The sequence below is a fragment of the Massilia sp. H6 genome (assembly GCF_024802625.1).
In the GTDB taxonomy this organism is placed as follows: Bacteria; Pseudomonadota; Gammaproteobacteria; order Burkholderiales; family Burkholderiaceae_D; genus Telluria.
In genome coordinates, this window is sequence record NZ_CP103371.1 from 4,011,740 (window position 1) to 4,038,304 (window position 26,565).

The window sequence follows — 26,565 nt, forward strand, 5'->3', positions numbered from 1 at the left end:
TGCGGGCAAGGGCTGGCGGCGATTACTCGCCGACCGCCTGCAACTTGGGCTTGCCGCCGTCTTCGGCAGCCACCAGCGGCGGCGGCAGTTCGCGCACGCCCAGTGCCGAACGGACCTTGTTCTCGATTTCGCGGGCCAGTGCAGGACGATCGCGCAGGAACTGGCGGGCGTTGTCCTTGCCCTGTCCGATGCGTTCGCCGTTATAGCTGTACCACGAGCCCGATTTCTCGACGATCTTGTTGTCGGCGCCGAGGTCCAGGATTTCGCCTTCGCGCGACGTGCCTTCTCCATACAGGATGTCGAAGTGCGCTTCTTTGAACGGCGGCGCGATCTTGTTCTTGACGACCTTGACCTTGGTTTCGTTGCCGATTACTTCGTCACCCGACTTGATCGAACCGGTACGGCGGATGTCCAGGCGCACGGAGGCGTAGAACTTCAGCGCGTTACCGCCGGTCGTGGTTTCCGGGCTGCCGAACATCACGCCGATCTTCATGCGGATCTGGTTGATGAAGATAACCAGCGTGTTGGTGCGGTTGATCGAGCCGGTCAGCTTGCGCAGTGCCTGCGACATCAAGCGTGCCTGCAGGCCCGGGAGCGAGTCGCCCATGTCGCCTTCGATCTCGGCGCGCGGGGTCAGTGCCGCCACCGAGTCGATGACGACCAGGTCGACCGAACCCGAACGCACCAGTGCGTCGGTGATTTCGAGGGCTTGCTCGCCGGTATCCGGCTGCGAGATCAGCAGGTCGGACAAATTGATGCCGAGTTTTTGCGCATAGCCGACGTCGAGTGCGTGCTCGGCATCGATGAAGGCGCAGGTACCGCCCAGCTTTTGCATTTGCGCGATGGTCTGCAGGGTCAGCGTGGTCTTGCCCGACGATTCCGGACCGTAGATCTCGACGATGCGGCCGCGCGGCAGGCCACCGACGCCCAGCGCGATGTCCAGGCCCAGCGAGCCGGTGGAAACAGTCTGCACCTCTTCGACCGGCGTATTGGCATCCATACGCATGACCGAACCCTTGCCGAACTGCTTTTCAATCTGCGCCAGGGCGGCGGCCAGCGCCTTGCCCTTTTCAGCGGCGTTTATTGCGGATTTTTTGTCGTCCATGATGTACTTTCAGCTGTGGAGTAGGCAAGGTAGGGGCGCTACCGCGCAAATCAAGGTCACTACTGTATATAAATCCAGTGGTCTTGGCAAGCCAATTCAATGCCACTACTGTATATAAATCCAGTAGTTGTGGCAAGCGAAAATTCTGGCTGTGCTGGGCTCGCATTGTTGCGTTAAATCAAACACAATAGGGACCTGACAACGCTCCAATGCTTACAGGTGGTCCCATGCGAATTTTGCTTGCCGAAGATGATAGCGTACTTGCCGACGGCCTGACCCGTTCCCTGCGCCAGTCCGGCTATGCCATCGACTGCGTCAAGAACGGCCAGGATGCCGATACGGCACTGTCGACCCAGGAGTTCGACCTCCTCATCCTCGACCTTGGCCTGCCGCGGCTGTCCGGGCTCGAAGTGCTGCGCCGCCTGCGCGCGCGCGCCTCGCTGCTACCGGTTCTGATCCTTACCGCTGCCGATTCGGTCGAACAGCGCGTCGAAGGCCTCGACCTGGGCGCCGACGACTACATGGCCAAGCCGTTCGCCTTGTCCGAACTCGAAGCGCGGGTGCGCGCCCTCACCCGCCGCGGCGCCGGCGGCGGCCCGGCCGTGGTGCGGCACGGCCCGCTGGTCTACGACCAGGTCGGGCGCAGCGCCTATATCGACGAGCAGATGCTCGACCTGTCCGCGCGCGAACTGGGCGTGCTCGAAGTACTGCTGGCACGTAGCGGGCGCCTGGTATCCAAGGAGCAGCTGGTCGACCACCTGTGCGAATGGGGCGAGGAAGTCTCGAACAACGCCATCGAAGTCTACGTGCACCGCCTGCGCAAGAAGCTCGAGATCGGCGGCGTGCGCATCGCCACCGTGCGCGGCCTGGGCTACTGCCTCGAAAAATTCCCGGACACCCCGCGCGCGCCTGGCGCCGGCAGTAAAACCGTTAGCCAGTGAGCACGCGCCACGCCGGGACCGACGCCGTTCCCTGGACGGCCGAGTCTCCCTACATTCCGCCCAATCCCGAGCCGGACGAGAATATCCGGCACTCGCTGTTTGGCGAGATCCTCGACTGGATGCTGGCCCCGCTGCTGCTGCTGTGGCCGATGAGCATTGCGATCACCTACCTGGTGGCCAAGTCGATTGCCAACCAGCCGTTCGACGATGCGCTGGAAGACCGCGTCACGGTGCTGTCGCAGCAAATCCGGACGATGGACGGGCGGCCCAGCGCGCAACTGCCCGGCAGTGCGCGCGACGTGCTGCGCGCCGACGACGTCGACAGCGTCTACTTCCAGATCAGCGGCCCCGACGGGATGCACATCGACGGCGACCGCGACCTGCCGCGCCCCGATGCCGATGCCGATGCCAATAGCGACGCCACCGACAGCGTCCGTAGCGGCGCCGTCACCTTTCGCAACGACAGCATCCATGGCACGCCGGTACGCGTGGCCTTTTCGTACGTGAACCTCGATCCGCTCGGCGCGAACGATACGGCACGCGCCGGGGCGCCTTCCGCCGCGCCGCAAACCATGCCGAACCTGGCCCTGGTACAGGTGGCGGAAACGCTCGACAAGCGCGCCCACCTGGCCAACGAGATCATCAAGGGCGTCATCCTTCCGCAGTTCATCATCCTGCCCGTCATCCTGGCACTGGTATGGTTTGCCCTGTCGCGCGGCTTGAGCCCATTGGCCGAGCTGCAAGAACGCATCCGCGCGCGGCCACCCGACGATCTGTCGCCTATCGATCCGCGCCAGGTGCCAGAAGAAATCTCGCCGCTGGTCGGCTCGTTCAACGACATGCTCGAGCGCCTGGCCCAGACCGTCGAGATGCAAAAGCGTTTCATTGCCGACGCCGCGCACCAGATGAAGACGCCGCTGGCCGGCATGCGCATGCAGTCGGAACTGGCGCTGCGCGAAGTCGACCCGGACGAAATCCGCCGTTCGCTCGAACAGCTGGCCAAGAGTTCGGAGTCGGCCACGCGCCTGGTCAACCAGCTGCTGGCGCTGGCGCGCGCCGAAAACCAGCCGCATGCCGGTCTCGCCTTTGAAGAAATCGCGCTTGAACAGCTGGCCCGCAGCACCGTGCAGGACTGGGTACAGGCCTCGTTCGCACACCGGATCGATCTGGGCCTGGAGGTGCCGGAGCACGCGCCGGGCCCGGCCCCCGACCAGCAACTGCTCATCGCCGGCAATGCGCTGATGCTGCGCGAGCTGCTGTCGAACCTGATCGACAACGCGCTGCGCTACACGCCGCCAGGCGGCAGCGTGACGGTGCGCGTGCGGCGCGACGGTGACAACGCCCTGCTCGAAGTCGAAGATACCGGCCCCGGCATCGCGCCCGCCGAGCGCGGCCAGGTGTTCGAGCGCTTCTACCGCATCCTGGGCAGCAATGTGCAGGGCAGCGGTCTGGGACTGGCGATCGTGCGCGAGATCGCGCAGCAGCATGGCGCCGAGATCGACATCTTCAACAATCCACGCAGTCATTCCAAGAAGCTTCCCGGAAGCCTGTTTCGACTGACCTTCCCGCCACCGCTGCACCTTGCCGACGAGGCCGACGATGCCGCTTGACTCCCCCACCCCGAGCTCCGACGACGGGGCGCGCCAGCGGCGCTTGCTGGCCGCCCGCGCCGCGCACTGGCAGGCCAGCCAGCGCATGACCGCCGTGCTGCTGTCGCTATGGCTCGTTACCGGATACGGTTCCGTGTACTTTGCGCGCGAGCTGGCGCGCTTTACCGTATTCGGCTGGCCGCTGTCGTTCTACATGGCGGCCCAGGGCGCCTCGCTGGTATCGCTGGCGATCATCGGCTGGTATGCCTGGCGCATGCGCCGGCTCGACCTTGCGTGCGACGCCGCGGCGCAGGACCGCCCATGAGCGCGCCGCGGCCGCCTTACTTTCGCAAGCTCTCGCGCTACTACCTCTGGTATACCGGCTGCTTCGCGCTATTTCTGGCGTCGCTCGCCCTGCTGGAGCAGGAAGGCATGCCGCGCCTGTGGATCGGCTATACCTTCATGGTCGCGACCATCGCGTTGTATGCCACCATTGGCGTGATCGCGCGCACCTCGAGTGTCACCGAATACTACGTGGCCGGGCGCCGGGTGCCGGCCCTGTTCAATGGCATGGCGACCGCGGCCGACTGGATCTCGGCGGCCAGCTTCATCAGCCTGGCCGGCGGCCTGTACCTGCACGGTTTCGACAGCCTGGCCTTTATCATGGGCTGGACCGGCGGCTACGTGCTGGTGGCGCTGCTGATCGCACCCTACCTGCGCAAGTTTGCCCAGTACACCATTCCGGATTTCTTGGCGGTGCGCTACGGCGGCGGCGAGGGTGGACGCGGCGGGCCGGTGCGGGCGCTGGCCGTCGGCGCCACCATTTTGGTCTCGTTCACCTACGTGGTGGCGCAGATCTACGCGGTCGGCCTGATCGCCTCGCGCTTTACCGGCGTCGACTTCTCGGTCGGAATCTTCCTGGGGCTGGCCAGCATCCTGGTGTGCTCTTTCCTGGGCGGCATGCGCGGCATCACCTGGACCCAGGTGGCGCAGTACATCATCTTGCTGGTCGCTTTCCTGATCCCGACCATCTGGCTGTCGGCCAAGCATGCCGACAATCCGATTCCCCAGGTGGCCTACGGCTCGCTGCTGCCCAAGCTGGCTGCGCGCGAGCAGCAACTGGCGAACGATCCACGCGAACTGGAGGTGCGCGCCGAATTCAGCCGCCGCGCCGGCGAATTCGACGCGCGCCTGCGCGCGCTGCCCGCCTCCTGGGAAGCCGGCAAGCTCGATGCCCAGCGCGCGCTGGCGGCGGTTCGCGCCAGCAATGCCTCGCTGGGAGAGGTGCGCCAGGCCGAGCGCGCGCTCACCACCTATCCGGGTTCGCCCGACGAGGCGCTCGCCGTATGGACCGAGCTGCGCGACGCCAACCTGGTGCGCGCCAAGCCGCCGGAGCCGCATGCCACGCCCTTTCCCGGCGCCACCGAAGCCGAGTCGGACAACCGCCGCAACAACTTCTTGGCGGTGGTGTTCTGCCTGATGTTCGGCACCGCCGCCCTGCCCCACATCTTGATGCGGTCCTATACCACGCCCTCGGTGCACGAAACCCGGGTATCGGTGTTCTGGGCCCTGTTCTTCATTTTGCTGATCTACCTGACCATTCCGGCGCTGTCGGTACTAGCCAAGTACGACATCTATACCTCGCTGGTAGGCAGCGATTTTTCCTCGCTGCCCACCTGGATTTCATACTGGGCCAACGTCGACAAGGTCAGTCCGCTCGTCACGGTAGCCGACATTAACGGCGACGGCATCGTGCAGCTGGCCGAGTTCGCGATCGACGCCGACGTGCTGGTGCTGGCCACGCCGGAAATCGGCGGCCTGCCCTATGTGATATCGGGGCTGGTGGCGGCCGGTGGCCTGGCGGCGGCGCTCTCCACGGCCGACGGCCTGCTGCTGGCCATTTCCAACGCGCTGTCGCACGACGTGTACTACAAGATGGTAGACCCGGGCGCCTCGACCCAGAAGCGGGTGACGATTTCCAAGCTGCTGCTGCTGGCGGTGGCCTTCATTGCCGCCTACGCGGCCTCGCAGCGGCCGGCCGACATCCTGTCGCTGGTCGGCGCGGCCTTTTCGCTGGCTGGCTCCACGCTGTTTCCGGCACTGGCGCTGGGAGTATTCTGGAAGCGCGCCAACCATGTTGGCGCAATCGCCGGCATGGTCACCGGATTTTGCATCTGTCTCTGGTACATGCTGCGCGCCAGCCCGACCCTGGGCGGCAGCGTCGACGATGCCTGGTTCGGCATCCAGCCCCTGGCGGCCGGCGTGTTCGGCGTGCCCGCCGGACTGCTGGCGGCGGTACTGGGCAGCCTGCTCAGCGCGCCGCCGAGCCGCACCAGCCTGGGCATGGTCGATTACATCCGCGCGCCGGAACCGGAGCCGCCCAGGAATCCTTGATACATCCTGTGCGCCGGCGCAACACAACTATGCGCACCGGATGAATGTGAGCCCGAGGGTTTTTTTGGCCTGGCAAGACTGTTATCGTTGGCGGCCCCTCCGGGACCTATCATCTTCTTAAGAGCCAACATGACAACTCTCTTTCCGCGTGCGCTGCGCGGCGCCGCGTGCGCCATCGTGCTGGCCTGCACCCTGCCGGCCGTGCAGGCGCAGGCGCCCGCACCAACGTCCGTCACGGCAACCCTGCCCTCGATCGCCAGCTTCTTCTCCAACTCCCGCTTCGGCGGCGCCAAGCTGTCGCCGGATGCGCGCTTTCTTGCAGCGCGCTCGAGCGCGCCGGACAAGCGCGATTTCCTGGTGGTGGTCGACCTGCAGACCAACAGCGCCAAGGTGGTGGCCGCGTACGACGACGCCGACGTCGGCGACTTCCAGTGGATCAGCAACGAGCGCCTGATCTTCGATACGCGCGAAAAAGGCGTTGGCCAGGGCGATGCCCGTTATGCGCCAGGCCTGTACGCGGTCAACCGCGACGGCGAAAAATTCTTCGAACTGGCCGACCGCACCGGCAAGCGCAATACCACCGGTACCCGCACGGTACGCAAGATCCTGCCATGGCATACCTTCATGCTCGACCAGGAAGGCGCCCAGGACTCGGAATACGTCTATGTGTCGAGCATTAAACCTGATACATCAGGACAGATGCGCAACGTCGAACTGCTGCGCCTGAACACCCTGAACGGCACCACCCAGGCGGTGCCGCGCCCAACGTCGAACGTCACCGACTGGACGCTCGACCACAAGGGCGAACCGCGCCTTGCGCGCTCGCTGGAGCGCGATACGGTCACGCTGCACTACCGTGAACCGTCGAACGGTGCCTGGCGCGTGCTGGCCAGTTATCCGGCCTTCGGCGACGGCAGCGAGTCGCTCGAGCCGCTTGGCTTCACGCCCGAGGGCAACCTGTTCGTGCTGGCGCGCAGCGGCGGGCGCGACACAACCGCGCTTCATCTGCTCGACATCGCCACCGGCAAGATCAAGCCGGAACCGGTACTGGTCACGGCAGGCTACGATTTCGACGGCTCCCTGGTGAGCAATCGCGACAAGATACTGGGCGTGATGTTCCGCACCGATGCCACGTCGAACGAATGGTTCGATCCAGGCATGAAAGCGGTGCAGCAGGCCGTCGACAAACTGCTGCCGGCCACGATCAACCTGCTCTCGGCCCCGGCGCAAGCCGATGCGGCATGGGTGCTGGTGCATGCCTACTCCGACGTCGTCCCGGGCAGCGTTTCGCTCTACAACACCAGCACCGGCCGGCTCAACAAGATCTCCGACCTGCATCCGAACATCAACCCGGCCCAGATGGGGCGCCAGCAATTCGTGCGCTACCAGGCGCGCGACGGCCTCGAGATCCCGGCCCTGCTGACGCTGCCGGCGGGCGGCAAGAAGAGCGCCCTGCCGCTGGTGGTGCTGGTGCATGGCGGCCCCTACGTGCGCGGCAGTTCGTGGGGTTGGAACCCACAGGTCCAGTTCCTGGCCTCGCGTGGCTACGCCGTGCTCGAGCCGGAATTTCGCGGCAGTACCGGTTTCGGCACCCGGCACTTCAAGGCCGGCTTCAAGCAGTGGGGGCTGGCGATGCAGAACGATATCGCCGACGGCGTGCGTTGGGCCACCGGCAAGGGCATCGTCGACGCCGGGCGCGTATGCATCGCGGGCGCCAGTTATGGCGGCTATGCCGCGCTGATGGGGTTGGTGAACGATCCGGGGCTGTACAAGTGCGCCATCAACTGGGTAGGCGTCACCGACATCAACCTGCTCTACGACAGCGGCTGGAACTTTACCAGCGATCTATCGGACGAATGGAAGGCGTACGGCATGCCGGAGATGATCGGCGACCGGGTCAAGGATGCGGCCCAGTTCAAGGCCACCTCGCCGCTCGAGCAGGCCAGCCGCATTACGCAGCCGCTGCTGCTGGCCTACGGCGGCGTGGACCAGCGCGTGCCGATCATCCACGGTACCAGGTTCCGCGACGCCGTCATGAAGACCAATCGCAACGTCGAATGGGTCGAGTATCCGGAAGAAGGCCACGGTTTCTATCTAGCCAAGAACAAGTTCGACTTCTGGGGCCGGGTGGAGCGCTTCCTGGACAAGCACATCGGCGCGGGGGCCGCGCGCGAATAAGTGCGGTTTTACCCTTGGCGGCGCCTGGGGCGCCGTTAGGGGGTCAGACTCAAACTCAAACTCAGGCTCAGGCTCAGGCCACGATGGTCTGGGCCTGGCCCTCTTCGCGGGCGCGGATCTCGCCGATGCGGTAGACGGTTTCGCCGGCCGCGGCAAGCTGCGCCATCGCGGCGTCGGCGTTTTCCTGCGAGACGATCACGGTCATGCCGATGCCGCAGTTGAACACGCGGTGCATCTCGGCGTCGGCCACGCCGCCGTGCTGCTGCAGCCACTGGAACAGCGGCGGCATGGTCCACGAGCTCGCATCGAGCACCGCCGTCACATGCTCTTGCAGCACGCGCGGGATATTCTCGACCAGGCCGCCGCCGGTGATGTGCACCATGCCTTTCACTTCCATCGACGCCATGAGTGCCAGCAGCGGCTTGACGTAGATGCGGGTCGGCGCCATCAGCACGTCCGACAGCTTGCGGCCGTGGAAGTCGGCCTCCAGGTCGGGCTTGGCGACCTCGATGATCTTGCGCACCAGCGAATAGCCGTTGGAGTGGATGCCCGACGAAGCCAGGCCCAGCACCACGTCGCCTGGCACGATCTTGCTGCCATCGATGAGCTGCGATTTTTCCACCGCACCGACGGCGAAGCCGGCCAGGTCGTATTCGCCATCCGGGTACATGCCCGGCATTTCGGCGGTCTCGCCGCCGAGCAGCGCGCAGCCGGACTGCTCGCAGCCCTGGGCAATACCCGAGACCACGGCGGTGGCGGTGGCCACGTCGAGCTTGCCGCAGGCGAAATAATCAAGGAAGAACAGCGGCTCGGCGCCCTGCACCAGGATGTCGTTGACGCTCATGGCGACCAGGTCGATGCCGACCGTGTCGTGGCGGTTCAGCTCGAACGCGAGCTTGAGCTTGGTACCGACACCGTCGGTGCCAGAAACCAGCACCGGTTCCTTGAACTTCTTGCTGATCTCGAACAGCCCGCCGAAACCGCCGATGCCGCCGAGGACGCCTTCGCGCATGGTGCGCTTGGCAAGCGGCTTGATCGCTTCGACCAGGGCGTCGCCCGCGTCGATGTCGACACCGGCGTCGCGATAGGAGAGGGAAACATTAGATGGTTGGCTCATGGTATTTGGCAGCGGAGGCGGTAAAATAGAAGGCGGCAGACCCAAACCAGGTCAATCCAGCATTTTAGCATTAGCAAAACGGCCCATCCGCAACCAAGTTTTTGCCCAACCGCGAACATAATAATAACTACATGCCTTTTTCCCTGACTCCGGAGCAAAAACAATCCACGTTCTGGTTGGCGCTCTGGTGTGCGGTGGCGCTGTTGTTGTACGTGCTGGGGCCGATCCTGTCGCCCTTCATTGCGGCCGCCATCCTGGCCTACATGCTCGGCGGCGCCGTCGACAGGCTGGCGCGGGGCCATCGCGGGCGCACCCGGATGCCGCGCGTGCTGGCCGTCTCGATCGTCCTGAGCGCCTTTTGCGCGGCGGTGGTAGCGCTGTTCCTGATTGTGCTGCCGGTGCTGCGCGCCGAGATTCCCCTGCTGCAGGCCAAGATTCCCGCCTTTTTCACCTGGCTCGACACCTACCTGGCACCGTGGCTGGGCAGCTACGGCATTCACGTCAAACTCGACAGCGCCGGCTTGCGCGCCCTGCTCGAACAGCAGGTGGCGGCCGGCGGCGACGACATGTGGACCTCGGTGCTGGCCCAGGTGCGCGTCGGCGGCAGCGCCCTGCTGGGCTGGATCGCTACCCTGACGCTGGTGCCGGTGGTGCTGTTCTACCTGCTGCTCGACTGGCACGCGCTGCTGGCGCGCATCGAAGGCGCCATCCCGCGCCGCTGGTCCAGGCAAACCGTGGGCATGGCGGTCGAGGCAGACGTACTGCTGGCCCAGTACCTGCGCGGCCAGCTCCTGGTGATGATCGTGCTGGCGGTGTACTACTCGACGGCGCTGTACTTTATCGGACTGGACGTGGCGCTGCCGGTGGGCGTGCTCACCGGCCTGCTCGGCTTCGTGCCCTACTTGGGTTTTGGCCTGGGCATGCTGCTGGCCCTGGTCGCGGCGCTGCTGCAGTTTTCCAGCTGGGCCGCGCTGGCCTGGGTGGTGGCGATCTACACCGCCGGCCAGCTGATCGAAAGCTTCATCCTGACGCCGCGCCTGGTAGGGGAGCGCATCGGCCTGCATCCGCTGGCGGTGATCTTCTCGCTGATGGCCTTTGGCGAACTGTTCGGCTTTGCCGGCCTGCTGCTGGCGCTGCCGGCATCGGCGGTGCTGATGGTCGGCTTCCGGCACGTGCGCCGCCACTACCTGCGCAGCAGCTTTTATAATGCGGGCAGCATGCAACCGAGCCTGGTCCACAGCCCCGACACCGATGTCTCCCGCGTGAAAGCGACGCCATGAAGCAGCTGGTGCTCGATTTAGGCGCCGAACCGGCGCACAGCCTCGACACCTTCCAGGTGGGCGAGAATGCCGAACTGGCGCACCTGATGCACCAGTTCGCACAGCGCGCATCGCGCGAGCATTTCGCCTACCTGTGGGGCGACACCGGCGCCGGCAAGACCCACCTGCTGCAAGCCCTGGCGGCCAGCCCGCGCTCGCGCTATATTCCCTTCAGTGCCGCCGAAGACCAGTTCGTCCATTCACCCGACGTTACCCTGTACCTGCTCGACGACTGCCACTGCCTGTCGCCGCAGCGCCAGATCGACGCTTTTGCCCTGTTCAACCAGATCCGCGAACACGGCACCTACATGGTCAGCACCGGACCGGTGCCGCCGGCGGTGTTGCAGGTGCGCGAAGACCTGCGCACGCGCATGGGCTGGGGCCTGGTGTACGAAATCAAGGGCCTGTCCGACGACGAAAAGATCGCCGCCCTCACCCAGGCCGCCGAGGCGCGCGGTTTGACGCTCTCGGCCAGCGTGTTACCCTATTTGCTGTCTCACTTCAAGCGCGACATGCGGTCGCTGGCGACGATGCTGGACGCCCTCGACCAGTACTCGCTCGAGACCCAGCGCCCCGTCACCGTGCCCCTGCTGCGTGATTTGTTGCTTCAAGAAACCCAGCAGCCGGAACCCAAAGAATGAAACACCTTGCGTTGTTCGACCTCGACCACACTCTGCTGCCGATCGACTCGGACTATGAATGGGGCGAATTCCTGGTCCGCGTGGGCGCGGTCGACGAAACCGCCTTCCGCCGCCGCAACGACGACTTCTTCGCCCAGTACCAGGCCGGCACGCTCGATCCGGCCGAATACCTCGAATTCGCCCTGGGCACGCTGGCGCGCTTGCCGCGCCATGATCTCGATGCCCTGCATGCCCGCTACATGCTCGAGGTTATCGAACCGGCGATCACGCCGCGCGCGCTGGCGCTGGTGCGCGAACACCAGCAAGCGGGCGACCTGGTGGCGATCATTACCGCCACCAACCATTTCATCACGGCGCCAATCGCCGCCGCCTTTGGCGTCGAGCACCACATCGGCGCGATGCCCGAATACGACGCCCAGGGCCGGCTCACCGGCAAGCTGGCAGGCACCCCGACTTCGGGCGCGGGCAAGATCACGCACATGCATGCGTGGCTCGGGCGCCTCGGCCACACGTTCGACATGTTCGAACGCAGCCATTTCTACAGCGATTCGCATAACGACATCCCGCTGCTGTCGATCGTCACCCATCCGGTCGCCACCAACCCGAGCACCAGGCTCGCCACCCATGCAAGCGAGCAGGGTTGGCCAACACTCCATTTATTCAATGATTAAGAAATTCATCCGCAAAATCCTGGGCGTCAAGGACGACGGCCGCGACCCGACCGAACCGGTCATTCTCGGACCCGACCAGCACCGCATCGATCCGCGCCTGGTCTCGAGCAACGCCATCAAGGTCACGCAAACCCTGCAAGAGGCCGGCTACCAGGCCTTCGTGGTCGGCGGCGCCGTGCGCGACCTGCTGCTGGGCGTCAAGCCAAAAGACTTCGACATCGCCACCAACGCCACGCCCGAGCAGGTCAAGCGCCTGTTCCGGCGCGCTTTCATCATTGGCCGGCGCTTCCAGATCGTGCACGTGATGTTCGGCCAGGACCTGCTCGAGGTCACCACCTTCCGCGGCAACGGCAGCGACGCTGCGCCCAAGGACGAGCATGGCCGGGTCCTGCGCGACAACAGCTTCGGGCCGCAGCACGAAGACGCCGCGCGCCGCGACTTCACCATCAACGCCATGTACTACGACCCGGCCACCGAAACGGTGCTCGACTACCATGGCGGCATCGAAGACATCCGCGCCAAGCTGCTGCGCATCATCGGCATGCCAGAGGCGCGCTACCGCGAAGATCCGGTGCGCATGCTGCGCGTGGTGCGCTTCGCGGCCAAGCTGGGCTTCACCATCGAGCCGACCACGCGCGCGCCGATTCCTGTCATGGCGCCGCTGATCGACAACGTGCCGGCGGCGCGCGTGTTCGACGAAATGCTCAAGCTGCTGCTGTCGGGCCACGCGCTGGCCTGCCTGCGCGAGCTGCGCTCGGCCGGCCTGCACCATGGCCTGCTGCCGCTGCTCGACGTCGTGCTGGAGCAGCCGATCGGCATGAAGTTCGTTACCCTGGCGCTGGAATCGACCGACAGCCGGGTCAAGGCCGGCAAGGGCGTCTCGCCCGGCTTCCTGTTCGCTTCGCTGCTGTGGCACCAGGTGCTGGAAAAATGGAATGCCTACCGCGCCGCCGGCGAAGCGCCGATCCCGGCCCTGCACCTGGCCGCCGACGACGTGCTGGACACGCAAACCGACAACCTGGCCCTGCAGCGCCGCATCGCCACCGACATGCGCGACATCTGGGCCATGCAGCCGCGCTTCGAGCGCCGCACCGGCAAGGCGCCGTTCAAGCTGCTCGAGCACCCGCGCTTTCGCGCCGGCTACGACTTCTTGCTGCTGCGCTGCGAATCGGGCGAGCTGCCTGAAGAAGTGGGCCAATGGTGGACCGCGTTCTACGCGGCCGAAGGCGGCGAGCGCGAGCAGTTGCTGGTCTCGGCCAATTCGGGCGGCCGCCGCTCCGTCGGGTACCGCGCCAACGTGGCCTCGGTCTCGAACGACAGCCAGGCGGGCGAGGGCCAGGGCGGCGAGAGCCAGCCGGCGCCGAAACGCAAGCGCGCGCCGCGCCGTGGCCCGCGCAAAACCGCTGGCGGCGAAGGCGCGCCAGCCAGCGTCCAGGGCGGCAGCGAGAAATGATCGCCTGGGTCGGCATCGGCGCCAACCTGGGCCAGGCGCGGGCCAATGTGCTTGACGCGCTGGCCCGGCTCGCCCTGCTGCCCGACACCAGCGTGCTGCGCGCGTCCAGCCTGTACCGCACGGCGCCGGTCGATTCCAGCGGCGCCGACTACATCAACGCGGTCGCCTGCATCGACACCACGCTCGCCCCGCACGCACTGCTGGCCGCGCTGCAGGACATCGAACTGGCGCACGGCCGCGAGCGGCCCTACCGCAATGCGCCGCGCACGCTCGACCTCGACCTGTTGCTCGCTGGCGACGAGACCATCGCCACCGATACCTTGACCGTGCCGCATCCGCGCATGCACGAGCGCGCCTTCGTGCTGGCGCCGCTGACCGAGATCGCCCCCGGGCTCGAGATTCCCGGCCGCGGCCCGGCGCGCGACTTCCTGCCCCTGGTAGCGAACCAGGCCATCGCCAGGATCGCCTGACAGGCGGGGGCTGCAGATTTGCGGCAGCCGCATTACACTACGCATTTTCGAACGACCGTTTTATAAGGAACTCCATGAGCGCTTACCTGCAGGGCCAGGACCCGGCCGCCAACGACGCACCGAAACGCGCGCGCAAGGCCGTCACCGCGCCTTCGCTGCTGGCCATGCGCGCCGCAGGCGAGAAGATCGCGATGCTCACTGCCTACGACGCCAGCTTCGCTGCGCTGATGGACCGCTGCTCGGTCGACGTGCTGCTGATCGGCGATTCGCTCGGCATGGTCTGCGCCGGCTACGACTCGACCCTGCCGGTAACGGTGCCTGATGTGGCGTACCACACGGCCTCGGTCGCGCGCGGCAGCAAGCTGGCGCTGGTGCTGGCCGATATGCCCTTCGGCAGCTACACGACGCCCGTCGAAGCCTACAACAACGCCGTTACCTTGATGCGCGCCGGCGCCCAGATGGTCAAGATCGAAGGCGGCGCCTGGCTGGCCGAGACGGTACGCTTTCTGGTGGAACGCGGCATTCCGGTGTGCGCCCACATCGGGCTGACCCCGCAGTTCGTGCACACGTTTGGGGGCTTCAAAGTGCAGGGCAAGACCGATGCCGCGGCCGAGCAGCTCAAGGCCGACGCCCTGGCACTGCAGGCGGCGGGCGCGTCGATGGTGGTGCTCGAAGCAATTCCAGCGGCGCTGGGCAAAGAAGTCACCGAGCTGCTCGGCATTCCCACCATCGGCATCGGCGCCGGCCCCGACTGCTCCGGCCAGGTGCTGGTGATGCATGACCTGCTGGGTGTCTTCCCGGGTCACAAGGCACGCTTCGTGAAAAATTTCATGGAAGGCCAGGCCAGCATCGACGCGGCCGTGACGAGCTATGTAACGGCGGTCAAGGACGGCAGCTTCCCGGGGCCGGAGCACTGCTTCTGAGGTGACGGCCATGGACAGGCAATCGAGCGTTCCTGCTGCGCGTCTGTTTCTTGCCCTGTGGCCCGACCCGGCCATGCGTGACCTGCTGCTGCAACGGCGCGACGCCTGGCACTGGCCCAGGGGCGCCACGCCGGTTGCTGCCGACAAGCTGCACCTCACCCTGCATTTCCTTGGCGCCCAGCCGGGTGAACGGCTGCAGGAATTCATCGATGGTTTCAGCGTGCCGTTCGAACCGTTCCGGCTCGACCTGACGACTGCGCTCGTCTGGCACAACGGGGTCGCAGTGCTGGAACCGGATCGAGCGCCGCCCCAACTGCTGGCGCTGCATGCGCGCCTGGCCGACGCACTTGTGGCGCTCGGCCTGCACCCGGAGGCGCGCCCCTACCGGCCGCACGTGACGATGGCACGCCGCGCCAGCGGGGCGCTGCCCGCTTCGAGCGGCCCGCCCCTCGCCTGGGATGTGCGCGGCTACGCGCTGGTGCAGTCCACGGGCGGCCTGTACACGGTATTGCGCGATTACCGCTAAGCCCCAGGCCTTGGCTGGGGCTTAGCGCAGTACCACCTCGCCCACCGAACGGGCTTCTGGCGCAACCGCCTGCATACCCCACCCTGCGCCAGCCACGAGGATCGTGGTCAGGATGAACGGCACCATCGTGCGCTTGAGCGCCGCAACCATCCAGTGCTGCGGGTCCAGCACCCGCAGCCGCCGGTACAGGCCCGCGGCCAGCAACCCGTCGACCAAAATCTCGGCAAACAGGATCGGCGCCGACCAGATCACGAACAGCGACGAAAACGCGATGCCCAGGGCAAGCAGGAGCACAACGAGAGGGATCGCCCCCTCGTCCGCATGCCCGACGATGCCGAGCGGCTTGTCGCCGACGGCATCGGCCACGCCGTCTCCGGTGCCAAAATCGACATTGGCGCTGGCGCCGCCGCCGTCGAAGCTGCCGCCGCCACCGCGAAAACTGGCCGCGCCTGCGGCGCCTTGTCCGGCGTTGGCGTCGGCCGGAACCAGCTCGAGGAAATCGGCCGCACTCGCACGCAACCATATCCAGAGCAGCAGCAAAAACACGATGTAGGCCACGCCCATCGCCAGCGCGTAGCGCAGCGCCATCGTATCGATTCCGGCGGCGAGCATGGCCGCCGAGGCGCCGAAGCCGGCCAGGCCGGTGAGCGACACCAGGATGAACATCTGGATGCGGGGGAAGCCTTCGCGCAGCAGGCGCGCACGGATGGTGGCTACTGCACTGGCACGCGTGATGCGGTGGGGTTCCGGGTGAGGAAGCACTTTTACCTCGAGTGTGAGACCACGGCGCCATCGTCAGGAGCCAGCGTTAAGTAGGGCCGGCAAATACCACGAACTGAACTTGGCGCATAACGCCCGCACTGGTCGATTGCATGCCGCTGAAGGTGCTCAGTGTACAAGGATTGCATTCCGAAAAACACGCGAAAACTATCGGCCTGGATCGATCATCCTTGTGCGTCTTTGCTACCAATTTCATGCAGGACAGGTAGCGATAGTCGGCGCATCGGTGAATTGCTACACTGGGCCGCTGCATTGCGCGTTGCACTTGATTGCCAGGCTTTCGCAATCCGCGCCGTTTTCCTGCGATCCGTCGCACGGCTTGCCACACGGGCTGCCAACCGGGACGCGTCGCGCGTCTTGCGGGACATGGCGGTCTAGGTGGCATCCGCGACCAGCCTGTCCGCTTCCAACTTACCAAACATTCACGAACAAACCTGAAGACACATGAAAACCTTCCTGGCCATGGCACTCGGCGGCGCAGCCGGCACCCTCATCTATACCGGCTGGATCAGCAGCGCCCAGGAGCTGGATTGGGGCCGCGCGCTATTCGTTGGCATCGCCGTCGGCTTCGGCGCGATTTTCTGGCCGCAGAAAAAGGCGAACCAAGCCACGCATCCGTGAGCGAAGTCGACCATGCCACCTCTACGTTTTCTCGTCTTCGTCGGCGTTTCCCTGGTCGTCTTCGGCGCCATCCTGCGCTGGACCTTGCGTGCCCGCGCGCTGCCACCGAAGGCCGGCATGATTGCCGGCCTGGCGTTCGTGGTCGTGGTACTCGGCATGGTGTTCGCGAAATTCGGCGCCACTGCCGGGCTGCCCTGGCCGGTATACTATGGCGTGCCGGCCGCGACGACACTGGCCCTGCCGCCGCTGGTGCTGCGCATGCACACGCGCGAGTTTGGCATGTACGTCGTGCTGGCGTTTGCCTCGTCGCCGGCAATCCACGCGTTCTTCTCGTTCTTCGTCGGCTGGCATGAATACATGCCGTTCTGGCGCATTGCGTCGCTGTGGGAGCTGGGCGCCTGATGTACATTATCAGCCATTGAAAACGACTGCACCTGCCATGCCGCACCCCGATCCGGATAACCCATTTCCCCTGCCAGGCTTTGCACAGGTGTGCTTTTTAAAAAACCTGATCACGCGCCCGAACATCGAGGTCGGCGCATTCACGTATTACGATGATCCGGACGGTGTCCAGAACTTCGAGAACAACGTGCTCTACCATTTTCCGTTCATCGGAGATCGCCTGCGCATCGGTAAATTCTGCGCGATCGCGCGCGGCGTGAAGTTCATCATGAATGGCGCCAGCCACCAGATGGACGGGATCTCGACCTACCCATTCTTTATTTTCGGGAATGGATGGGAAGACGCGCGGCCAGCCGAGGGCGAGTTGCCGTACAAGGGTGACACCGTCATCGGCAACGACGTCTGGATCGGCTTCGACGCGCTGATCATGCCGGGAGTGACAATCGGCGATGGCGCCATTATTGCGGCGCGCTCGGTGGTCACGGGCGACGTACCCGCGTATGCCATCGTGGGTGGGAACCCGGCCCGGGTCGTGCGCGCGCGCTTCGACGCCGTGCACGCAGGCCGGCTGGTGACGCTGGCCTGGTGGGACCGTCCGCTAGCGTGGATCACCAGGCACCTCGACCTGATTCGCGGAGGCGACGTCGACGCGCTCGAACGCGCCGCACGAAACTGACGCGGCGCCAGCAAAAGCGTTCAGCCGATCCGGATCCAGGTCGTCTTCAACTCCGTGTACTTGTCGAAGGCATGCAGCGACTTGTCGCGCCCGTTGCCCGACTGTTTATAGCCGCCGAAGGGCACGGTGATGTCGTCGTTGTCGTACTGGTTGACGTGCACGGTGCCGGCGCGCAGGGCGCGCGAGGCGCGGATCGCCTTGGTCATGTCGGCCGTCCACACGCCCGCCGCCAGTCCGTAGGGCGTGGCGTTGGCCTGCCGCACCGCCTCGTCGAGGTCGGTGAACGACAGCACCGACAGCACTGGCCCGAAGATCTCTTCGCGCGCGATGCGCATGTCGGGCTCGACGCCGTCGAACAGCGTCGGCTCGATGAACAGGCCGCCGCTGTCCTGGCGCACCGCATTGCCGCCCGCGAGCAGGCGCGCGCCGCCGTTCTTGCCCTCTTCGATATAGCCGAGCACCGTCTTCATCTGGATCGGGTCGACAATGGCGCCCATCACAGTCGATGGGTCGAGCGGGTCGCCCGGTGTATAGCGCGGCATCAGCGCCAGCGCTTTCTCCAGGAAAGCATCCTTGATCGAGGCTTCCACGAACAGGCGCGAAGGCGCATTGCAGCTTTCGCCCTGGTTGAAATAGATCGAACCGATCGCGCTTTCCACCGCGGCGTCCAGGTCCGGGCAGTCGGCGCAGACGATGTTGGCCGACTTGCCGCCAAGTTCAGTCCAGGCGCGCTTCAGGTTCGACTGGCCGGCCATCTGCAGGATCTGCTTGCCCACGCCGGTGGAGCCGGTGAAGCCGATACAGTCGACATCCATGTGCAGTGCCAGCGCGCTGCCGACTTCATTGCCAAAGCCAGGCAGCACATTGAACACGCCCGGCGGGATGCCCGCCTCCAGCGCCAGCTCGGCCAGCCGCAGGGCGCTGAGCGGCGATTTCTCGGATGGCTTGAGGATGACGCTGTTGCCGGCGGCAAGCGCCGGGGCGATCTTCCAGGCCGCCATCAGCATCGGGTAATTCCACGGCACGATCGCCGCCACCACGCCGACCGGCTCGCGCTGAATCAGGGCCAGGCTGTCTTCGGCGGTGGGCGCGACCTGGTCGTAGATCTTGTCGATCGCCTCGCCATACCAGCGGATGCAGTTCTGCGCCTGCTGCACGTCCACGGCCAGGCTGTAGCGGATGGGTTTCCCCATGTCGAGGGTTTCCAGCAGCGCCAGTTCGTCGCGGTTCTCGAGCATCAGGTCGGCGAAGCGGATCAGGGCGCGCTTGCGCCTGGCGGGCGCCTGGCCAGCCCAGCGCCGGTCTTCGAAGGCGGCGCGGCTGGCGGCGACGGCGGCGTCGGCGTCGGCGGCGTCGCAGCGCGCGACTTCGGCCAGCTTGCGGCCGTCGATCGGCGAGAGGCAGTCGAAGCGCGCGCTGCTGCGGGCGTCGACCCGGAACCCATCGATGAAGGCCCGACCGTCGATGGCCAGGCTGGCGGCCCGCTCGGTCCAGGAGGGGGTGGAACTGCGGCTATCGGACATGCTTTTTTCCTTCTCTGTTGAGCAACACTGGATCAGCAAATACTAGCAAACTTGATCCAGTTGCCGAATTCTGCCTTTATAATCGCGGATTTTCCGCGCGAACATTTTCGGAGCGTCCACCGCATGAACACCACTTTGCTTGTTTTCGTCGCGCTTTACCTGCTCGGCACGCTGGGACTCGGGGTGTGGGCCGGCACGCGGATCAAGAATACCAGCGACTTTGCCGTGGCCGGACGCAGCCTGCCGCTGATCATGGTGATCACGACCACTTTCGCGACCTGGTTCGGCGCCGAGACCGTGATGGGCATCCCGGCCAAGTTCGTGCAGGGCGGCCTCAATGCCGTCATCGAAGACCCGTTCGGCGCCGGCATGTGCCTGATCCTGGTTGGTCTGTTCTTTGCCGCCAAGCTGTACAAGCTCAATCTGCTGACCATCGGCGACTATTACCGCCAGCGCTACGGCAAGAGTATCGAGATTTTCTGTTCATTGGCCATCATCCTGAGCTACCTGGGCTGGGTGGCGGCGCAGATCACGGCGCTGGGCCTGGTATTTACGGTATTGACCAATGGCGCCATGTCGCCTGCGCTGGGCATGCTGGTCGGTACCCTGGCGGTGCTGATCTATGTGGTGGTGGGCGGCTTCCTGGCGGTGGCCATTACCGACTTTATCCAGATGATCGTGCTGGTAGTCGGCATGAGCATCATCGCCGTCTTCGCGGCGGATCTTGCCGGCGGCACCGACAAGGTAATGGCAATGGCGCAGCAGGCCGACCTGTGGCGTGTGCTGCCGGAGCCGAGCTTCACCGACATCATGTTCTTCATTGGCGCGGCCGTGACCATGATGTTCGGCTCCATCCCGCAGCAGGACGTGTTCCAGCGCGTGATGTCGGCCAAGGATGCACCGACCGCGCGCACCGGTGCGGTGATCGGCGGCGCCAGCTACATCCTGTTCGCTTTCGTGCCGATGTTCATCGTGGCCGCGGCCGTGGTGGTGATGGGCGACTCGGCCATGGACATCGCCAGGAACGACTACCAGCGCCTGCTGCCGACCTTCATCATGACCAAGATGCCGCTGGTGATGCAGATCCTGTTCTTTGGGGCCCTGCTGTCGGCGATCAAGAGCACCTCGTCGGCCACGCTGCTGGCGCCGTCGACCAGTTTCGTCGAGAACATTTTGCTGAACCTGCGCCCCGGCATGGCCGACAAGCAGAAACTGCTGGCGATGCGCATCACGATCGTGATCTTCGCGGCCACGGTATTGCTGTATGCAATCGCCATGGAAGGCACCTCGATCTATGAGCTGGTCTCAAGCGCCTACCAGGTGACCCTGGTCGGCGCCTTCGTGCCGCTGCTGATGGGGCTGTACTGGAAGCGCGCGACCACCCAGGGCGCGATCGTGTCGATCGCGGCGGGCATTATCGTGTAGTTGATGTTCTTCCCGCAGGTAACGACCTGGGGCGAGCATTTCCCGGGACAGCTGGCGGGGCTGGTAGCGGCCTTTATCGGAATGTTCGTGGGGTCGCTGGCGCCGCAGGTGTTCAAGAATGGCGGTGAGCCGCCCAAGCAGATGGTGGTCGGTGGGGTGTAGGCGGGACGCGTCTATTCACACCTGATGTGAACGCGTGGGCAGGAAACCTGCCCACGCCAGGCGTGGCCAGCTGGATTAGGCCATCCATCCGCGCTGGGTTAGTTCTTCCAGCGTCAGATCCAGGCACTCCCGAATCCGCTCCACCATCTCGTCGATCTGCGCCACGGTCATCGACAGCGGCGGCGCCACGATCATGCGGTCGCCGACGGCGCGCATGATCACGCCCTTGTCGAACATGTGCTTCCGGCACAGCATTCCCACTCCTTGCTCAGAGTCGAACGGCTCGCAGTCGTGCACCGTGGCGCCCTTGCGCCGCACCAGGTTCAGGCCGGCCGTCAGGCCGCAGGTCTGCGCATGCCCCACCAGCGGATGCGTCGCCAGGGAGGCAAAGCAGGCTTTCAGGTGCGGCCCGGTTTCCAGCGCCACGCGCTCGACCAGCAGCTCGGTTTGCAGGATGCGGATGTTCTCCAGCGCCGCCGCGCACGCCGACGGGTGGCCCGAATAAGTGAAGCCATGGTTGAAGTCTTCGCCCTTCTCGATCAGCATCTGCGCCACGCGCCCGCCCACCAGGACCCCGCCCAGCGGCACATAGCCCGAGGTGACGCCCTTGGCGAAAGCGATCAGGTCTGGCTGGAAGCCCATCAGCTCGCAGCCGAACCAGGCACCCAGGCGCCCGAAGCCGCAGATCACTTCGTCGGAGATGAGCAGGATGTCGTACTTGTTGCAGATGCGCTGGATCTCGGGCCAGTAGGTGCTTGGGGGGATGATCACGCCACCCGCGCCCTGCACCGGTTCGCCAATGAAGGCGGCGACCTTGTCCGGCCCCAGTTCGAGGATCTTCGCTTCGAGCCAGCCGGCCGCCTCGAGCCCGAAGTCGGCCTCGCTCATGCCACGTCCGCCCTCGGCATAGCAGGGCTGGCCAATGTGGTGGATGCCCGGGACCATTGGCCCACCCTGGGCGTGCATGCCAGCCATGCCACCGAGCGAGGCCCCCGCCACGGTGCTGCCGTGGTAGGCATTGTGGCGGCTGATGATGGCCTGGCGTTCGGGCTGCCCGGCCAGCTGCCAGTAGCGCCGCACCATGCGCAGAATAGTGTCGTTGGCCTCGGAGCCGCTGTTGGTAAAGAACACGTGTTCGAACTGCGGCGGAGAGATCTCGGCCAGCAGCGTCGCCAGCTGGACGGCCGGCACATTGGTGGTGTTGAAGAAGCTGTTATAGAAAGGCAGCTGCAGCATCTGGGCGTGCACCGCGTCGGCGATGCTGGTGCGGCCGTAGCCGGCATTGACGCACCACAGGCCGGCCATGCCGTCGATGATCTTGTTGCCCTCGGAATCCCATAGGTAGATGCCGTCGCCGCGCACGATCACGCGTGCGCCACTTTCGCGCAGCGCGGCGTGGTCGGTGAACGGGTGCAGGTAGTGCGCGCTATCGAGCTGCTGCAGGGCCGCGGTATCGAGGCCCTGCTTGCCGGCAGCCTCGGAAACGACAGGCACGCAGGCCTGAGGTGGGTTAGTTGTCATGATTGCCTTCCAGCGTGTGAAACTGCACGGATCAGACGTGCAGCAGGAGGTGTTCGCGTTCCCATGGACTGATGACGCGCATGAACTCCTGGTGTTCGAGATCCTTTACTGCAGAGTACACGTCGATGAAGCGCTCGCCAAGGATTTCACGAAGCCGTTCTTCACGCCGCAGTTGCGTAATCGCCTCGGACAGGCCGCCAGGCAGTTCGACAGGCATGTCGTAGGCACTGCCCTCGACCATCGGGCTCGGCTCGAGCGCCTCGGTCATGCCAAGGTAGCCACAGGCCAGGGTAACGGCCAGCGCCAGGTAAGGGTTGGCATCGGCGCCGATCACGCGGTTCTCGACGCGGCGGTCTTGCGCGCCCGATGCCGGCACCCGGAAGCCGACGGTGCGGTTGTCCATGCCCCACTGCAGGTTGATCGGCGCGGCCGTATGGCGCACGATGCGGCGGTACGAGTTGACGTAGGGCGCGACGATCGCCATCGCCGACGGCATGTAGCGCTGCAGGCCGCCGATGTAGTGGTGGAAGGCCGGCGACGCGCTGCCGTCGTCGCTGCTGAAGATATTGCGGCCGGTCTCGGCATCGACCACGCTCTGGTGCACGTGCATGGCCGATCCCGGCTCGTCGGCCATCGGCTTGGCCATGAAGGTGGCGTACATCTCGTGCTTGAGCGCGGCCTCGCGCAAGGTGCGCTTGAAATAAAACACCTTGTCGGCCAGGCCCAGCGGGTCGCCATGCAAGAAGTTGATTTCCATTTGGCCGGCGCCGATCTCGTGGATCAGCGTATCGACGTCGAGGTTCATCAGCTCGCAGTAGTCATAGATGTCCTCGAACAGCGGGTCGAATTCGTTGACGGCGTCGATGCTGTAGACCTGGCGGCTGGTCTCGGCGCGGCCGCTGCGGCCGATCGGCGGGGCCAGCGGCAGGTTGGGATCGATGTTCTTGGCAGTGAGGTAGAACTCGAGCTCGGGCGCCACCACCGGCTTCCAGCCACGCGCCGCGTACAGCTTGAGCACGCGCCGCAGCACGCTGCGCGGTGCGAAGTCGACCAAGGTGCCATCGGCGAAATAGCAGTCGTGGATGACCTGCGCGGTGGGGTCGACCGCCCACGGCACCATGGTGATGGTGGTGGGGTCGGCCTTGAGAACCATGTCGCGGTCGGTGACCGCGATGGCGTTGTTGTACGAGTCGTCGCGCTCGGGCGTGTTGCCGGTCACGGTCATGCCCAGCACCACTTCAGGGATGCGCATGCCGCGGTCTTCGGTAAATTTCGCGCGCGGCAGAATTTTTCCACGGGCTACGCCGGTCAAGTCGGGGACCAGGCATTCGATTTCGGTGACACGTTTGGCGTTGAGCCATTCTTCCATGTCGGTATAAGAAAATTTGTCGCGGATTGCCATGATTGCCTCTCTGTCTTGGATGGGTGCGCGCGCTGCCGGGTCGGCCACGCGCGTGCAGGCGCCGCTAGCGGGCGCGCTGGCTGCTTCAGGCAGGGAAGCTAGGGAACGGCGCTGGTTGCCCACCGGCGCGCCGCCGATGTCGTACGAAAGCTCATGACTGGTTCCATTGTTCGGACTGGCGTAAGGCGCGCTGCCTGCTCTGGCGCTCGGCCTGAAATTCGCGGCAGGCCTGGCCGAAGGCGCCGAACATCTTCATCGAATACGGGTTGTGCTCAATGCGCCACTCGGGATGCCACTGCACCGCCAGCGTGAATCCGGGCGCGGTGGACACCGAGAAGGCCTCGACCAGGCCGTCTTCGGCGACGGCCTCGATGCGCAAGCCAGGCCCGAGTTCGTTGACGCCCTGCCCGTGCAGCGAATTGACCGGGATCTCGGACACGCCAAGTATGCCTTCGAGGCAGCCGCCCGGCACGATCGTGACATTGTGGGCATCGCCGTATTGTTCGTCCATGCCGAGTTCTGGATTCTCGCGGTGGTCGAACTTGCCGCTCACGCTTTGCACCGCCTGGTGCAGGTTGCCACCCAGCGCCACGTTCATCTCCTGGAAGCCGCGGCAGATCGCAATGATCGGAATGCCGCGCCGGACCGCCTCGCGGATCAGGGGCAGCGTGGTCTGGTCGCGCGCCGGATCTTGCGGCAGCGACGGGTCGAGCACTTCTTCGGAATAGTAGCTGGGATGGACGTTCGAGGCCGAGCCGGTGAGCATGATGCCATCGCACAGATCGAGCACCGTTTCCAGGTCGAGCGATTCGCCCAGCGAAGGCAGGATCATGGGCGCGCAATCGGCACCGAGCACGACGGCGTCGACATATTTGTGCTGGGCAGCGTGATACGGATGTTCGCCGAAATCACGGGTGCACGCGGGAACGATGACGATGGGACGCATGGTCTCTACCTTGTCTTGAAGCGCACCAGACCATGATACGGGCATTCCAGTCCGGGCGCGAGTGGCAAAAAAATGGAACGTTGCTGCATCGATTCCATGACAAAATCATAACGGCAACTGGCAAAGCATGGCAACACACTAAGCCAAACGACGGGCTTGAAATTTAATTTCATTTTACCGCAATCAGTGAAATATTATTTCACCGCCTGCCGGCGCCGCGGCGCTTCCGCCTGGGTGGCCAACTGCCCAATGTTGGCAAAAACGTCTACCATGTCGCTTCGCTATCAGCCGCCCATGCAAAGGACATCCCATGCTAGATCTCAAAGACCCTTCCCTGTTGCGCCAGCAGGCTTATATTGGCGGCCAATGGTGTGACGCCGACGACGGAGCGACGGTCGCCGTCACCAATCCCGCCAGCGGCGAAACGCTGGGCAAGGTGCCGCATATGGGCGCGCCTGAAACCCGGCGCGCGATCGAGGCCGCGAACGCCGCTTGGGCGCAGTGGCGCAAGAAGAGCGCCAAGGAGCGCGCCGCCATCTTGCGCCTGTGGTCCGACCTGATGCTGGAGAATGCCGACGACCTGGCGCTGCTGATGACGCTCGAACAGGGCAAGCCGCTGACCGAGTCGAAGGGCGAAGTGATGTATGCGGCTGCGTTCTTCGAGTGGTTTGCCGAAGAGGCCAAGCGCGTCGCCGGCGAGACGCTGGCTTCGCCCTGGCCAGATCGCCGTATCGTCGTCACCAAGGAACCGGTCGGCGTGTGCGCCGCGATCACCCCATGGAACTTTCCGTCTGCGATGATCACGCGCAAGGTAGCGCCGGCGCTGGCCGCAGGTTGCCCGATCGTGCTCAAACCGTCCGAACTTACGCCCTACTCGGCACTGGCGCTGGCCGTGCTGGCCGAGCGCGCCGGCGTGCCGAAAGGCGTGTTCAGCGTGGTGATTGGCGACGCCAAGGCGATTGGCGGCGAGATGAGCGCCAGCCCGATCGTGCGCAAGCTCAGCTTCACCGGCTCGACCGCGGTTGGCCGCCTGCTGATGGAGCAGTGCGCGCCGACCGTCAAGAAAATCTCGCTCGAACTGGGCGGCAATGCGTCGTTCATCGTGTTCGACGATGCCGACATCGACGCCGCGGTCGAAGGCGCGATCGCCTCGAAATACCGCAACGCCGGCCAGACCTGCGTGTGTGCCAACCGCATCTATGTGCAAGACGGCGTCTACGACGAGTTCGCGCGCAAGCTGGTAGCGGCGGTGGGCAAGCTCAAGGTGGGCAACGGCGCGCATGAGGGCGTCAACCAGGGCCCGCTGATCGAGGAAAAAGCGGTGCGCAAGGTCGAGCAGCACATCGAGGATGCCATCGGCAAGGGTGCCAAGCTGCTGGCCGGCGGCAAGCGCCACGAACTCGGGCACAGCTTCTTCGAGCCGACCGTGCTGTCCGAAGTGACCTCGAGCATGCTGGTGGCCAGCGAAGAAACCTTCGGCCCACTGGCGCCGCTGTTTCGCTTCCATACCGAAGAAGAAGTCATCGAACTGGCCAATGCCACCGAATTTGGCCTGGCCTCGTATTTCTATGCACGCGACATCGGGCGCGTATGGCGCGTGGCCGAGGCCATCGAGACCGGCATGGTCGGCGTCAATACCGGCCTGATCTCGACCGAAGTAGCGCCCTTTGGCGGCGTCAAGCAATCGGGCCTGGGGCGCGAAGGCTCCACCTACGGCATGGACGATTACCTGGTCGTGAAATATATCTGCATGGGCGGTATCTGAAGCAGGCGGGCTGCG

At 65.1% G+C, this 26,565-nt stretch carries 23 protein-coding genes and 1 pseudogene; 17 read left to right on the plus strand and 7 right to left on the minus strand.

What is annotated here, in order from left to right; genetic code table 11:
• Positions 1–22: 22 nt before the first annotated feature.
• Complete coding sequence (gene recA / locus NRS07_RS17980; RefSeq protein WP_259209426.1) at positions 23–1,105, minus strand: recombinase RecA; 1,083 nt, start codon at positions 1,103–1,105, stop codon at positions 23–25.
• Positions 1,106–1,332: 227 nt separating this feature from the next.
• Between recA and NRS07_RS17985 the strand changes: the two genes are divergently transcribed.
• From NRS07_RS17985 to NRS07_RS18005, 5 genes are all read left to right on the plus strand, one after another.
• Positions 1,333–2,046 carry a response regulator transcription factor gene (locus tag NRS07_RS17985; RefSeq protein WP_259209427.1) on the plus strand — a complete coding sequence of 238 codons (714 nt, stop codon included), beginning with the start codon at positions 1,333–1,335 and terminating at the stop codon, positions 2,044–2,046.
• Positions 2,043–3,656: a sensor histidine kinase gene (locus NRS07_RS17990; RefSeq protein ID WP_373889838.1), complete on the plus strand. Its 1,614-nt coding sequence runs from the start codon at positions 2,043–2,045 to the stop codon at positions 3,654–3,656. Before NRS07_RS17985 ends, NRS07_RS17990 begins: the two co-directional genes overlap by 4 nt.
• Positions 3,646–3,960 (plus strand): DUF4212 domain-containing protein, encoded by a 315-nt coding sequence (locus tag NRS07_RS17995; protein ID WP_259209429.1) that lies wholly within the window; start codon positions 3,646–3,648, stop codon positions 3,958–3,960. Before NRS07_RS17990 ends, NRS07_RS17995 begins: the two co-directional genes overlap by 11 nt.
• A complete protein-coding gene (locus NRS07_RS18000; protein WP_259209431.1) occupies positions 3,957–6,029 on the plus strand; it encodes a sodium:solute symporter family protein in 2,073 nt (690 codons plus the stop codon). The genes NRS07_RS17995 and NRS07_RS18000 overlap by 4 nt, the downstream gene beginning before the upstream one ends.
• Positions 6,030–6,158: 129 nt before the next feature.
• Complete coding sequence (locus NRS07_RS18005; RefSeq protein ID WP_259209434.1) at positions 6,159–8,207, plus strand: S9 family peptidase; 2,049 nt, start codon at positions 6,159–6,161, stop codon at positions 8,205–8,207.
• Between the two features lie 73 nt (positions 8,208–8,280).
• On the opposite strand, the gene purM is transcribed toward NRS07_RS18005, so the two are convergent.
• Positions 8,281–9,324, minus strand: coding sequence for a phosphoribosylformylglycinamidine cyclo-ligase (purM, locus tag NRS07_RS18010; RefSeq protein WP_259209436.1), 1,044 nt, complete (start codon positions 9,322–9,324; stop codon positions 8,281–8,283).
• 131 nt (positions 9,325–9,455) lie between these two features.
• On the opposite strand from purM, the gene NRS07_RS18015 reads away from it, so the two are divergent.
• The 7 genes from NRS07_RS18015 to thpR all read left to right on the plus strand — a co-directional run bounded on the left by NRS07_RS18015 (position 9,456) and on the right by thpR (position 15,327).
• Complete coding sequence (locus NRS07_RS18015) at positions 9,456–10,604, plus strand: AI-2E family transporter (RefSeq protein ID WP_259209437.1); 1,149 nt, start codon at positions 9,456–9,458, stop codon at positions 10,602–10,604.
• Positions 10,601–11,284, plus strand: a complete 684-nt coding sequence (gene hda, locus NRS07_RS18020; protein WP_259209438.1) for a DnaA regulatory inactivator Hda — start codon at positions 10,601–10,603, stop codon at positions 11,282–11,284. Before NRS07_RS18015 ends, hda begins: the two co-directional genes overlap by 4 nt.
• Positions 11,281–11,955 carry an HAD family phosphatase gene (locus NRS07_RS18025; RefSeq protein ID WP_259209441.1) on the plus strand — a complete coding sequence of 225 codons (675 nt, stop codon included), beginning with the start codon at positions 11,281–11,283 and terminating at the stop codon, positions 11,953–11,955. The genes hda and NRS07_RS18025 overlap by 4 nt, the downstream gene beginning before the upstream one ends.
• Positions 11,948–13,408, plus strand: a complete 1,461-nt coding sequence (gene pcnB / locus NRS07_RS18030) for a polynucleotide adenylyltransferase PcnB (protein WP_259209442.1) — start codon at positions 11,948–11,950, stop codon at positions 13,406–13,408. The genes NRS07_RS18025 and pcnB overlap by 8 nt, the downstream gene beginning before the upstream one ends.
• Complete coding sequence (folK, locus tag NRS07_RS18035; RefSeq protein WP_259209443.1) at positions 13,405–13,878, plus strand: 2-amino-4-hydroxy-6-hydroxymethyldihydropteridine diphosphokinase; 474 nt, start codon at positions 13,405–13,407, stop codon at positions 13,876–13,878. The genes pcnB and folK overlap by 4 nt, the downstream gene beginning before the upstream one ends.
• A gap of 74 nt (positions 13,879–13,952) precedes the next feature.
• Positions 13,953–14,801 carry a 3-methyl-2-oxobutanoate hydroxymethyltransferase gene (gene panB, locus NRS07_RS18040; protein WP_259209444.1) on the plus strand — a complete coding sequence of 283 codons (849 nt, stop codon included), beginning with the start codon at positions 13,953–13,955 and terminating at the stop codon, positions 14,799–14,801.
• Positions 14,802–14,811: 10 nt separating this feature from the next.
• Complete coding sequence (thpR, locus tag NRS07_RS18045) at positions 14,812–15,327, plus strand: RNA 2',3'-cyclic phosphodiesterase (RefSeq protein ID WP_259209445.1); 516 nt, start codon at positions 14,812–14,814, stop codon at positions 15,325–15,327.
• 21 nt (positions 15,328–15,348) lie between these two features.
• Here the strand turns inward: thpR and NRS07_RS18050 are convergent, their stop codons facing one another.
• The gene (locus NRS07_RS18050) at positions 15,349–16,089 is read right to left on the minus strand and encodes a hypothetical protein (RefSeq protein WP_259209447.1); all 741 of its coding nucleotides are present in this window, start codon (positions 16,087–16,089) and stop codon (positions 15,349–15,351) included.
• A 462-nt stretch (positions 16,090–16,551) separates the two neighbouring features.
• On the opposite strand from NRS07_RS18050, the gene NRS07_RS18055 reads away from it, so the two are divergent.
• The 3 genes from NRS07_RS18055 to NRS07_RS20315 are packed head-to-tail and all read left to right on the plus strand — an operon-like array spanning position 16,552 to position 17,806.
• Positions 16,552–16,728 carry a hypothetical protein gene (locus NRS07_RS18055; protein WP_259209449.1) on the plus strand — a complete coding sequence of 59 codons (177 nt, stop codon included), beginning with the start codon at positions 16,552–16,554 and terminating at the stop codon, positions 16,726–16,728.
• A gap of 12 nt (positions 16,729–16,740) precedes the next feature.
• Positions 16,741–17,130 carry a hypothetical protein gene (locus NRS07_RS18060; protein ID WP_259209453.1) on the plus strand — a complete coding sequence of 130 codons (390 nt, stop codon included), beginning with the start codon at positions 16,741–16,743 and terminating at the stop codon, positions 17,128–17,130.
• Positions 17,131–17,167: 37 nt separating this feature from the next.
• Positions 17,168–17,806: a CatB-related O-acetyltransferase gene (locus tag NRS07_RS20315; protein ID WP_307729906.1), complete on the plus strand. Its 639-nt coding sequence runs from the start codon at positions 17,168–17,170 to the stop codon at positions 17,804–17,806.
• A gap of 20 nt (positions 17,807–17,826) precedes the next feature.
• Here the strand turns inward: NRS07_RS20315 and NRS07_RS18070 are convergent, their stop codons facing one another.
• Complete coding sequence (locus tag NRS07_RS18070; protein ID WP_259209454.1) at positions 17,827–19,329, minus strand: aldehyde dehydrogenase; 1,503 nt, start codon at positions 19,327–19,329, stop codon at positions 17,827–17,829.
• Positions 19,330–19,452: 123 nt separating this feature from the next.
• On the opposite strand from NRS07_RS18070, the pseudogene NRS07_RS18075 reads away from it, so the two are divergent.
• Positions 19,453–20,916: pseudogene (locus tag NRS07_RS18075) on the plus strand (sodium:solute symporter family protein).
• A 75-nt stretch (positions 20,917–20,991) separates the two neighbouring features.
• On the opposite strand, the gene NRS07_RS18080 reads toward NRS07_RS18075, so the two are convergent.
• The 3 genes from NRS07_RS18080 to NRS07_RS18090 form a co-directional block, all read right to left on the minus strand.
• Positions 20,992–22,437, minus strand: a complete 1,446-nt coding sequence (locus NRS07_RS18080; protein WP_259209457.1) for an aspartate aminotransferase family protein — start codon at positions 22,435–22,437, stop codon at positions 20,992–20,994.
• A gap of 31 nt (positions 22,438–22,468) precedes the next feature.
• Positions 22,469–23,839, minus strand: a complete 1,371-nt coding sequence (locus NRS07_RS18085) for a glutamine synthetase family protein (protein WP_259209458.1) — start codon at positions 23,837–23,839, stop codon at positions 22,469–22,471.
• A 151-nt stretch (positions 23,840–23,990) separates the two neighbouring features.
• Positions 23,991–24,785 carry a gamma-glutamyl-gamma-aminobutyrate hydrolase family protein gene (locus NRS07_RS18090; RefSeq protein ID WP_259209460.1) on the minus strand — a complete coding sequence of 265 codons (795 nt, stop codon included), beginning with the start codon at positions 24,783–24,785 and terminating at the stop codon, positions 23,991–23,993.
• A gap of 310 nt (positions 24,786–25,095) precedes the next feature.
• On the opposite strand from NRS07_RS18090, the gene NRS07_RS18095 reads away from it, so the two are divergent.
• Positions 25,096–26,550, plus strand: coding sequence for an NAD-dependent succinate-semialdehyde dehydrogenase (locus NRS07_RS18095; RefSeq protein WP_259209463.1), 1,455 nt, complete (start codon positions 25,096–25,098; stop codon positions 26,548–26,550).
• Positions 26,551–26,565 lie beyond the last annotated feature (15 nt).